General features: G+C 50.1%; 7 protein-coding genes. 1 reads left to right on the forward strand and 6 read right to left on the reverse strand.

Annotated elements, in window-relative coordinates:
• Nucleotides 1-835: 835 nt before the first annotated feature.
• From CAUR_RS06035 to CAUR_RS06060, 6 genes are all read right to left on the reverse strand, one after another.
• Nucleotides 836-1,624, reverse strand: a complete 789-nt coding sequence (locus CAUR_RS06035) for an ABC transporter ATP-binding protein (protein ID WP_242605082.1) — start codon at nt 1,622-1,624, stop codon at nt 836-838.
• Nucleotides 1,614-2,636, reverse strand: coding sequence for an ABC transporter ATP-binding protein (locus CAUR_RS06040; protein WP_012257039.1), 1,023 nt, complete (start codon nt 2,634-2,636; stop codon nt 1,614-1,616). The genes CAUR_RS06035 and CAUR_RS06040 overlap by 11 nt, the downstream gene beginning before the upstream one ends.
• A 20-nt stretch (nt 2,637-2,656) precedes the next feature.
• Complete coding sequence (locus CAUR_RS06045) at nt 2,657-3,910, reverse strand: ABC transporter permease (protein ID WP_012257040.1); 1,254 nt, start codon at nt 3,908-3,910, stop codon at nt 2,657-2,659.
• A 14-nt stretch (nt 3,911-3,924) separates the two neighbouring features.
• Nucleotides 3,925-4,929, reverse strand: a complete 1,005-nt coding sequence (locus CAUR_RS06050) for an ABC transporter permease (RefSeq protein WP_012257041.1) — start codon at nt 4,927-4,929, stop codon at nt 3,925-3,927.
• A gap of 192 nt (nt 4,930-5,121) precedes the next feature.
• Nucleotides 5,122-7,053 carry an ABC transporter substrate-binding protein gene (locus CAUR_RS06055; protein ID WP_242605083.1) on the reverse strand — a complete coding sequence of 644 codons (1,932 nt, stop codon included), beginning with the start codon at nt 7,051-7,053 and terminating at the stop codon, nt 5,122-5,124.
• A gap of 91 nt (nt 7,054-7,144) precedes the next feature.
• Nucleotides 7,145-8,326 carry a LacI family DNA-binding transcriptional regulator gene (locus CAUR_RS06060; protein ID WP_242605084.1) on the reverse strand — a complete coding sequence of 394 codons (1,182 nt, stop codon included), beginning with the start codon at nt 8,324-8,326 and terminating at the stop codon, nt 7,145-7,147.
• A 2,664-nt stretch (nt 8,327-10,990) separates the two neighbouring features.
• Here CAUR_RS06060 and CAUR_RS06065 point away from each other — a divergent pair.
• Complete coding sequence (locus tag CAUR_RS06065; protein ID WP_012257044.1) at nt 10,991-11,755, forward strand: hypothetical protein; 765 nt, start codon at nt 10,991-10,993, stop codon at nt 11,753-11,755.
• Nucleotides 11,756-11,784: the final 29 nt, after the last annotated feature.

Below are 11,784 nucleotides of genomic sequence, written 5' to 3' on the forward strand. Positions count from 1 at the left end.
CCCATATGCGGTTATTGAGAATTGGATTATAACATATCGCATAGAAGAGCTATGTGCAAAACGGCCACGGCCTGATCTGGCGTCGGGTTGGTTTGGGTCGAGATTACAGGCATCTCGGTCATCGGTATTTCTTGATGATATAGTAGCGATCTCGTGGTAATTTCTTCCCTGGACTTGGAGCGGAAATGGGTTCATGCAGGCCAAACTGGCAGAGATAATATCAAATGTTGGCTTCCATCGCACCTGACGTCACACCGTTATCACACACTTCTAACGAACAGGAACCAGACCCGGTCATCTACCCGCATATCGCCCATCCTGGCAGTTGCACAACCTATCAATCCCCGCACCAGCGGCAAGAAGCCTCTCAAGCTCTTGCCCGACCAGAGCCTGGAGGTGGTCGTTAGATTGACCCAACCGGTGCCTCATAGCTGACTGAGCGCACCAATCGTCGAATCTACTCACAACCTGGTGATATCTATCTCTGAATACTAACTATGCCACGCACATCGCATTCGCAGTCATGGCACGCTGTGCGTTCCTGACAATGCAACCGAACATCATTCAGTAACGAACTAACGAATTGGTAGTCTCAGCTATGATGCACATCATCTATCCTGCTATCACACACACGACGTAACGCAATAGCCTGAAAAAACAGGCTCGCTATAGATTCACGAAACAGGTTTTAGCCGCAACATTTTGTGGAAAGATTCGGACATTTATACAGAGACACAAAGGTGCAAAGAAAACCTTTGTGTCTCTGTGTAGAGATACCAGAAGATCTTGTTTTTACCCAAGACTCGCCATCCTGCTCCTGGCAACCAGATAACGTTTACACCGTCGAGAGATCCCATTCCTCATAGATTTTGGGCACATCACTGATCAATCGGCGGGTATACGGATGTTTTGGCTGCAAAATCACATCATCGGCAGAACCCCTCTCAACGAAGCGTCCACGTTCCATGATGTAGATTGTATCTGAAACATAATAGGCCAGACCAATGTCGTGGGTGATAAAAATAAGCGTCATGCCAGTTTCGCTGCGCAGCTTCATCAGATAATCCAGAATAGTTGCGCGTGAACAGGCATCGATCATGGAAGTCGGTTCATCCGCTATCAAAATTTTGGGTTTCAGGAGGAAAATGCGAGCGATCATCAAGCGCTGCATTTGTCCACCTGACAGCTCGAAGGGATATTTGTTGGTCAGCTCGGCGAACTTCAGGTTGACAAAACTGCACGCCTCCGTCATCAACTCCACCTTCTGTTCGCGCGGAAGGTTACCCCCGCCGCGCATTCGGATACAATCAAGCAGTACGGAGTCGATCTTATGGAAGATATTGTAGGAAGAGAATGGATCCTGAAAGATAGCCTGGATGTTGCGCCAGTATTCCTGCTTCTTTTTGCCGGAGCTGAGGTCGCGTTTCTTTCCCTGGAAGTAAATTTCCCCCTCAGTGGCATTGATCAGCCCTAGCAACATCTTTGCCAGAGTAGTCTTACCACTACCCGACTCACCGACAATCGAGACGATTTCTCCTTCGTGGAAATCAAAATCAACATGATCGACGGCGATCGTCTTGTGACGGCCAAAGCCGAAAATTTTGGTAACTCCTCTACCGCTCAAACACGGATTTCCCTTGCTCACCATGGTTGTATGCCCTCCTCAACTCCTCCTCTGACAAAATGCACCGATAGGCACGGCCCTGGCTTACCTCGTATAGAGGAACCGACATGACTCTGCACTCTGGCTTGACATATTTACAACGGTCAGCAAAGCGACAACCGGGTGGCGGGTTTTTGAGGTTTGGCGGTGCGCCGGGAATGGCAGTCAGCTTGGCACTGCGCAAGCCACTCTCTGGCACAAGGATCGACCCCATTAACCCTTTGGAATATGGATGGAGTGGGTCAAAGACCGTCTGTTTGGCCGTACCCTTTTCGACGATCTGCCCTGCATACATAACCATGATGTCATCGGCGACATTGTAAAGCAGCGGCAACTCATGCGTGATAAAAATCATCGCCTTGATGAAGCCACTCTCCATCATGTCGCGCAACATCTTGATAACCATCTTCTGCGAAGTAACATCTAGTGCCGAAGAGGGTTCATCAGCGATCAACACCTTTGGTGTCAGGATCACGGCCACAGCAATCACCGTGCGTTGCTTCATACCACCCGACAATTCCACCGGATATTTGTACAGCACCTCGGGCGGTAGACCGAGCCGCTCAAACAAAGCGCGGGCGTGATCAAGGATCATCTGCCTGGTCCAGCTCGGCTCATGGGCACGAATGACATCACCGATGAAGTCGATGACTTTACGTGTCGGGTTAAGCGCATTCATTGCCGCCTGCGGGATGTAGGCAATCTCTTTCCCCAGAATCGACTTGCGCACCTCATCCGGTTTCATGCCGGTAATATTCTGTCCGTCGATGATAATCTCGCCGCTAATGTAATGGAGGGGTGGAAAGTAGTAGCCCATCAGACTGAGGGCCAATGTCGATTTGCCACAGCCTGACTCACCAGCGATACCGAGAGTCTTGCCTTCCTCGATCTTCAGCGATACGCGGTCAACGGCATAGACGTCTTCCTTGTAGCGGGTGACATATTTGGTAGTGAGGTCACGGACCTCAAGCATGACTTTTCCCATCGCTTTACTCAATCTCTCAAAGCAGGGTTGAAAACCTGATCAAGACCAGTGTTCATCAGATTCATCGAGAAGGAGATCAATGCAATTGTCACGAGCACCGGCAGATAGGCCCACCATTTGCCTAGAATATGCGCCTGATAAATCATGGCCCAGTTCATCATCAACCCCAAGGTCGGTGTTTCGGTAGTGCGTGGACCAAGACCCAGGATAGATAGACCTGCCTCTGCTAAAATGCCCGATGAGACTTGCAGGATGAATGCCATCACTACATATGAGGCAATGTAGGGCAGAATATCGGTCAGAATGATACGAGGCACCGAATGGCCGGAGAGTTTCGATAAATTGACATGATCACGATTACGCAGGGAAAGTACCTGCGACCGTACAGCTCTGGCTGTCCACACCCACGAGGTCAAGCCAATTACAGCAGCAATGGTAATTGCTCCGCGCTGATCCTGACCAATACTGAACGAAATGAGAATGAGCAGCACAAACGTGGGAATAACGGTAAATAAGTTGGTTAAGAACATGATCATGTCATCAACTAGCCCACCAATATATCCTGCCAGTAGCCCTAATGTCAGGCCGATGGTAGTAGCAATCAATCCTGCAACCAGTCCGATTACCAGAGAAACCGCCGTAGCTGTCACCAGTTGGGTCAGTACGTCACGTCCAAAATTATCCGTGCCCAATGGCAGAATGCGCACATTAGCGATCTCACCCACGTTAGCGTAGTCCGTTTGTTGGATTATCGCTTTCTGCTCGAGGGCACCCGTCGCTGAGTTGGGCACAGCAATGATCGCCGGCTCCGTAGAGAGTAGCCCTTCAAGAGCAGCATCAACCCGTTGGAAATAGCGCTGCCGGGCAAAGGTCATGCCCTCTAAGCGCAGGTTCGGATCATAGTTCGCCTCCCAGAGTGCCAACAACTTTTCCGTATCGTTGGTATCGATCTCTTCTGCGGGCACCCCGAACGCGACCAGCCACTCCTTCATGGCAACACGGTCTTCCTGACGCAACCGGTTTTCAATGCGCTTGACGGCGGCGTCCTCAAGGTTAAGCGTATACAAGACCGGCGAGTTGACGGCATCGTAGACACTGACATAGATACCAGGTGGGAAGAACGTTCCCTGCCCAATGATCTGTAACGGTGGATGGCGCACGATTAAAGGGTAAACAATGACAATCAGGAGGATTGTCATCAGGATAGTGAATCCCACCACAAACTTACCAGAGCGAAAAACCTGTCGAAGTGTGTGTTGCATAAGCACTTATCCTCTCAATCAGACTGAGCCGCCTTTATACGCGGGTCGATCACGCCATATAAAATTTCGAGGATAAAGTTGGCGGTCAATACCATAAATGTGATGATCAAGGTTGCCGCAGAGATGAGCGGGTAATCCTGCCCCATAACGGCATTCAGGAGCGTTGTACCAAGACCCGGATAGCTAAAGACGATCTCCGCAATCAGCGCACCGCCCACCATCGTGCCGAGTGACAATGCCAGACCGGTTACCTGTGGCAACATGGCGTTGCGAAAGACATAAGTGACAATCTTGTCGTCTTTGATTCCCATGAAGCGAGCGAATTTCACGTAATCCGCATTCAGTTCATAAATTGACATCGAACGCATGCCAATTGCCTGCCCGCCGATGGCAATCAACACAATCGACCAGAAGGGTAGCTGGTAGTGGATAAAAGCTGACCATAGAAACGTTGGTGTCAGGCCAGGAATAAGCGTATAGCCGTAGCCTCCCGAAGTGGGAAACCACTTCAAATACACCGCAAAGATCACCAGTAAAATCACTGCCATCCCAAAAGCCGGAAAGCTGCTCAAGAAGAGTGCAGAGGGCATGAGTACCTTATCAAAGCCGCCCCGGAGATAGGCAGCCATGGCACCGAGCAAGTTTCCTAAAATCCAGCCAACAAGGATGGCTGGAAACTGCAAGATCAGTGTCCACCCAATCGACGAACCAATCACCTCGGCCACTGTGCGTGGATACTGACTAAATGAAAACCCGAAGTCACCCCGAAACACATTGCGTACGTAAATAAAAAACTGCTCGATAATCGGCTTATCGGTGCCAAACAGCTCAGTATATTGCTGATAGATTGCCTGCACACCGGTTGGATTGCTGATGCCTTGCGCCTGCCGTGCCACGATTGCGGCAACCGGATCACCTGGCATTAGACGAGGCAACGTAAAATTCAGGACGAAGGCAAAGACAAAGGTGATTACAAACCAACCGAGTTTGTTGAGAAAATATCTGATGTACCCTTTCAACGCAACCCTGCCTTCCGTTTGTCAATCCCCACCGGCTTGCTCAGAGCGAAGCCGTATTCCGGAGAACCATCTTCCAGAACAAGACCCTACATCCAAAATGCCTGGAAACACGTTTGAGCCTGTGAGTTGAGCATGTCAGTGATTTGAAGAGACCCTTTCGGAGATAGTCCGGAAAGGGTCTCTTCAGCCTCGCTACGGCTCTACAAGCCTGAGATTGTAGAGACCAGCAATGCCCCAGCCATCGATCAGGTTAAGCGGTGGGACAGGCGGGTTGGTGCCATCACCTTCATGCGGGAAGTTTGTCCAGATACTTTCGTTGACAGTGTGGAAGTTCTGTGGGCGATACATCAGGGTGAACGAAGGCACGTCGGTCAGATAAATCTCGACCAGCCGGGTATACATTTCTTTCAACCTGGCTTCATCGGTCTCATGCGGGATCAATTTCAACAGCTCATCCACCTCTGGGTTGGAGTATTGGCCCCAGTTACCGCTCCAGTTGCTCGGCATGCCGATCCACTCTGAGCTGAGCAGGTTGCGAATACGTCCCCATGGTTGCGTCGGGCCGGCGCCTGCGCTCCACATCATAAAGATCTCATAGCCAGCAGGTAAGGGGGTGTCAGATTTGGTGACGACTGTCTGATAAACCGACCACTCGGGGAAATTAGTAGTGATGTCAATACCAATCTGCTTGCCGGCTGCGGCGACAATCTCGATAGCAGCTTGCCAGTCAGACCAACCGTTGGGGCAGGTGGCCACATAGCTCAGCTTCTGACCGTTATACTCTCGCCATCCATCGCCGTCGGTATCAACAACCCCGCAGTCATCGAGCAGCTTCTTAGCCCCTTCAATATCGTTGCCCGTCCACTGCAAATGTGCAACCGCCTCGCGGTTGTACAGCGCCTGCTCAAAGGGCGTCGGGTTCATCAGGGAGCGCGGCACCTGCTCGAAAGTGGCGGACTGATTGGTCATGGCGTTGGCAATGATTGCTGAATAATCAACTGCAATTGCAATCGCCTTGCGAATGCAAACCTGATCCAGACCGGCAGCTTTCAGATTAAAGAACGCAGTTGGCAGGCTAGCGCCAATGTGATAGGGCGGTTCGGGTAGATAGGTGGAGATGGGCAGATTCTGCTTCTCCCACAGGTCCTGCACGTTAGAGTTGAATTGCTGGCTGACGTCCACTTCACCGGCGGCCAGGGCCGTTGAACCGGCTGCGTTGTCCTTGAAGATTACGTGCGCCAGGTACTTGGGCATCGGCAACTTGCCCCACATGCTGGGGTCTTGGCCCCAGTAATTGTCGTTGCGGACCAATACAACCTTAGTATCGTCGGCAAAGAATTTGCCATAGGGACCGGAATATACGACATCTTCCGCAGGATCGGCTAACAGTTTGGTAGGATCACCACCACTACGCTCTTCCAGCTTCTGCGTCCAGGCTTTCTGGATGACGTAGTACGTGCTCAGGTATGCCTGGACGATCAAAGGATTGACAGCCCGTCCGTTTGCATCGAGCTTTGCCTTGATCACAACAGTTTGTGGATCAACTGCTTCGATGGTCTCGATGTAATCCCTATTCGCAGCAGCAACCGCGGTTTCGTACTTCACATGCGTGGCCCAGGTGTAGGCGACATCTTCGGCAGTCACCGGCGTGCCGTCGCTCCAGCGGGCAGCCGATTTGATCTTGAAGGTGATTTCGGTGCGATCTGCGTTCCATGTCCAGTCGCCATCAGCCAGCAATGGATATTGCTTACCGTCTAACATGTTATACAAATACGGCGTCTCGAACATGGTCACGCGAGCGCTGTCTTGTAGCGCAATCACCATGCCGTTGTTGTTGTTATTGGAATAGGGATTCCAACCGACGACCGGTCCCCACTGTAAGCCATTGAAATAGAGCGTTTCCTTACGTGGCAATGCATCAGCGCTTATCGGGGCTGCAACCTGTGTCGGTGCAGACGCTTCGGTCAGCGCAGTTGGAGCCTGCGCTGGCTGCACCGTAGTCGGTTGCCCCACCGGTGCAGGAGATGGGCCACAAGCGGTTAGTATCACGCTCACCATGAAAACAATCAAAAGACTGAAGCGGTGTTTCATAGGTACCTCCACGAAAAAACGTCTGGGATCCAAAACATGGAAATAAATCGATAAGGTACAACATTTACTCCTGGTAGTCCTGGCCTGGTTCACCTCCTTGTTTTTTATCTTGCGTTCCGAATCCTTAATGAGTCTTGGGATGAGTGCTACGTCGCAGCGCTGCTCCACAAGACATACGAACAATCAACCTGGTAGGTAGGACAATATGCTGAACACTAACTTTCGCCGCCTGGGTTGTACAGGTCTCTAACTGTTCAATTAGCGTAGCAGCAGCCAGAAAGCCGATCTGCTCAATTGGATGATGTACCGTAGTCAGAGGCGGATCAATCGTTGTCGCTACCGGCAAGTTATCAAATCCCACTACGGCAATATCATCAGGAACCTTCAACCCCGCCGCCTGGATTGCTTTTATCGCGCCGACAGCCATGCTGTCATTGGCAGCAAACACGGCATCAGGCCGAGGGGTAACCTGCAATAGGCGTTGCATAGCGTACTTTCCGCTGGCTTCTGACCAATCGCCCCCCTGAATATATTCCGGATGCGGCTCGATACCCGCCTCGCGCAGCGCACACAGATAGCCTTCCAGGCGATCATAGGCGCCGACCAGGCTCATTAAACCGGTAATAGTGGCAATCTTCGAGTAGCCAAGCTTCAACAGATGCTGCGTAGCCAGGATAGCGCCTTTGAGGTTATCAACATTCACCGAAGAAATATCTGTGCGACCAGGAATTCGACCGATCATGACAAGCGGCAGTCGTTTGGCCAACAAATGCTGCACGAACGGGTCATCCATCAACGGTGGTGCCAGAAGCAGACCATCTATGTGTCGAGCGTGAATTAACCATTGATAGGTGTCGTCTTCTTGTCGTAGCACCAGTGATAGCATCAAATAATACCCACGCTCATCACATGCCTTTGCACACCCCTGAATCAATACTGAAAAATACGGATCGGTAAAAATCGTGCTGAGTGGATGAGGTATGACCAGACCGATGACTCGACTGCGACGACCAGCTAATGCGCGTGCTGCAAGATTAGGCTGAAAATCGTGCTCTTTAATGATTTGCCATACTCGCTCTCGCATTTCTGGACTCACATGTGGATCGTGGTTAATCACCCGAGAGACTGTCGAGCGTGAACAACCGGCAAGGCGCGCAATTTCTTCTAGTGTCATCTGTATCTCCATTTGGTAGAAACGAATTGCGAGTACATCAGCACTGTATGCTTGTTGTGTTGTTTGTTGGTAAATACCCACAAAATGCTGATCATCTTGCTCAGTACTTGATAGGCCAATACTTTGGAACACAGTTCTTGGCTTCTGTGCGACTGCCGGTGCGGAAATAACATGTAGTAACGAGGCAATTTGGCAATCGTCCAGATTTGATCAACTCTGTGACTGTATCTAACGTACAGGGATAGTCTCGAATACTGGTCAGCGTGTTGTAAGGAATGCAGAAATTGTCCACAGCACCGACCAGGGTACATGCCTAAAGGCAGTTTGGGCAGGGATCGAGCGCCATGGATGGTTCGGCACGTTAGACTGCCCAGATGCAAGCGGAAGGTAACATGCAGGCGTTTGGCAGAGGCAATGTTTACTGTCTGGCTACTGTTGTCTGAGGATACCAACAGGCAACAAAGTCTACTTCGGCGCCTTACATCAGATGATAGGGGATACTTTCGATATAACGGTGTTGGAAGAACTTGCTTACCTAGCCGATGGTGTCGCAGGCTCAGAGCGCTAAGTGCGTGTAACTTAATACCACTCTCAGGACTTGACCATGTAAGGGGAGATGAAAAGTCAGGAGTTAGGCTGTTAACCCATCCACAACTCCCAACAATACCGCTCCTCGTTGAGTACCGGGTCATGACATACCAGCTATCTTGCGGATGAAGATATTGTCTTAGTAGAGCTTCAGTACATCCTGCATATACTGGTTGATCATCATTGACTGGGTTATCCACAGTATCCCCCTTTGGATACGAATCTACGCTTCTCTGGCATGCATGTACACCAGCTCAGTTGAGTTTCCAGGAGCAGATGGAATGAAGCTGCTCACGATAAGTACTGCTCCACCTCTCTGGTGCACACTGCCACCACATTGTGAGCCAACAACCGCTCTCCTGGCATTCACTGATTAGTCATACACACCAAGGTGCCGACCAGTATTACTTTATTCTTTCAGATATTTCTGCCGATAAAACACCTTTTCCTGTCGGTTACTAAACGGTTCTCGCATATAACGTGCAACGATGCCACTCTTCCTCAAACAACAGTCAACGTTGATGGCGCCTTGCATATTAGTCCTTATACCGGGCAGGTCTGATTATGACATTATTACCAGCGAGAGACCTACAACATTTCTTCTTGCGTATCCAGAACATGCAATTGATTCTGCGTATTTTTCAACGTTCAGCACCAAATCATGATTTTGTGGATACTTATCAGGTGTAATATCATTCATTAAAACATGGGAGCGCTCTCATCCCATTAGAACCGCCTGCTTCCTCTCGCGAGACTTTGCCCCACAAACATGGGAGCGCTCTCATCCCATTAGAACCGCCTGCTTCCTCTCGCGAGACTTTGCCCCACAAACATGGGAGCGCTCTCATCCCATTAGAACCGTCTGTTTCCTCCCGCGAGGCTTTGCCCCACAAACATGGGAGCGCTCTCATCCCATTAGAACCGCCTGCTTCCTCTCGCGAGACTTTGCCCCACAAACATGGGAGCGCTCTCATCCCATTAGAACCGCCTGTTTCCTCCCGCGAGACTTTGCCCCACAAACATGGGAGCGCTCTCATCCCATTAGAACCGCCTGTTTCCTCCCGCGAGACTTTGCCCCACAAACATGGGAGCGCTCTCATCCCATTAGAACCGCCTGTTTCCTCCCGCGAGACTTTGCCCTACAAACATGGGAGCGCTCTCATCCCATTAGAACCGTCTGCTTCCTCTCGCGAGACTTGACTTAAGTATTTGGGAATATTCTAGTTGACCGAGAATATAGCATACCATTGTTGTCTTGTCAACACACATATGAACTCATTTCTTAACCAAGCATGTCTGATTAAACCGGCCGCAAGCGTTAATTGATGGGCAGCCATATCTTGACAGTTTATGTATGAGTGCACACAAAATGTTCTAGGAGCAACATAGTCACCGCACACTTCCATAATAACAATTGACTGGCTCGCCTCTCAGGTGCACAGTGATAATAGAGAGAAGGTAGTCAGTCATGGTTCTGCACTCCAACTAGGGTGACATGGGCATAATTAATGTCTACCAAATCATTCCTAATACTATGGGGTTATGAAGTGACTTCTAACTTTGAAGTCTGTCCAAGATTTTGAAACAATTTATATATAACCAACCTCAAAAACCGTCTGATCATACAGTTCGCATCACAATATTTTTTATCCAGTTTTAACCCCTAAACCTCAAAAATTTCCACAAAATTAATCTCTCAAGACCTTGTCAACCAGAATTACACAATGCATTCAATGAGATCATTTTAAAATTCATCAACCACCAAATCAAAATTGTTAATTCACAAGTATCCTTTATAAATCATTTAAAAATATTTCCAATAACGAACATTTTTATCAGAACAAGACAGTTAAGCATGTAATACGATGGGGTTCTGGCAAGTAGCTCTCTGTTTGCCTGCTAACAGTGGCAGAATAGATCGTGCCAGGAGCTGTGTTCGCTTCAGACCTGTGTGTACAGTAGAACCACCAAACTCAGACATGCGACCCCAGTTGGGTCACCAATGACAATCTGTGTCGCTGGGAAGAATTGGAACAGACCAACGACAACCCGGCTCTCAAGGGTTTGGCTTGCTATAGGCACGAACCACGTATAATAAAAGAACAAAGTCGCACAGCAGGAACAAAATATTAAGGAAACCACCTGTATTACTGATACGAATGATGTATACCTTCATCGATAACTGTAAACTTCTATTGAGAGGATGCCATGCAGATTGATATCCGACCGGTGACAACGTATGCCGAATATCGGGCGTGCGAACAGCTTCAGCAACTGGTATGGGGTGATGAGTTTGTGGTGCCGCTCAACTTACTGACCACCGTACAGCGGAACGGCGGGTTGGTGTTAGGGGCTTTCAAAGGTGACGAACTGGTCGGCTTCGTCTTTGGTTTTCTGGCGCGCACTGCCGACGGACGGTTAAAACACGCTTCACACATGGCAGCAGTCCACCCCGATCTGCGCGATGCCCGGATTGGCGAACAACTCAAACGGGCGCAACGCGAGTTTGTGCTGGCCCAAGACCTGGAGCTGATGACGTGGACGTTTGATCCACTGCTGGCCCGGAATGCCCATCTCAATCTGCACAAACTCGGCACTATCAGCCGTACCTACCTGCGGAATGTGTATGGGCCTGAGCCAGAACTCGTTGATGGCATCCTGCCCAGCGACCGTTTTCAGGTCGAGTGGTGGCTGGTACACTCGCCATTTGCCCGCCCATCAGCCGATCAGGTTGCCAGATCACCCTTGCTCAACCCAACACTAGATACGCCGGTGCAGATCACCCATGAACCGGTCGTGCGGCTGGCTATTCCTGCCGATTTTGCTGCTCTTCAGCAGCACGATCCAGCAATTGCCCAGGCCTGGCGTTATCATTTTCGGGCCTGGGCTGAAGCTGCCTTTGCCGCCGGGTATGTCGTTGTCGATTTTGTGCGTGCAGAGAACTACTATGTTCTGGTTTCGGCAGATGCTTAGACGAGCAACCCAAGTTACCAATCAGTACC

It is taken from the genome of Chloroflexus aurantiacus J-10-fl, assembly GCF_000018865.1.
Classification (GTDB): domain Bacteria; phylum Chloroflexota; class Chloroflexia; order Chloroflexales; family Chloroflexaceae; genus Chloroflexus; species Chloroflexus aurantiacus.

Bases quoted from the DNA above. Each gene is read 5' to 3' on its own strand.
- CAUR_RS06045 (WP_012257040.1), bottom strand. From the start codon at position 3,910: ATGCAACACACACTTCGACAGGTTTTTCGCTCTGGTAAGTTTGTGGTG.
- CAUR_RS06040 (WP_012257039.1), bottom strand. From the start codon at position 2,636: ATGCTTGAGGTCCGTGACCTCACTACCAAATATGTCACCCGCTACAAG.
- CAUR_RS06065 (WP_012257044.1), top strand. From the start codon at position 10,991: ATGCAGATTGATATCCGACCGGTGACAACGTATGCCGAATATCGGGCG.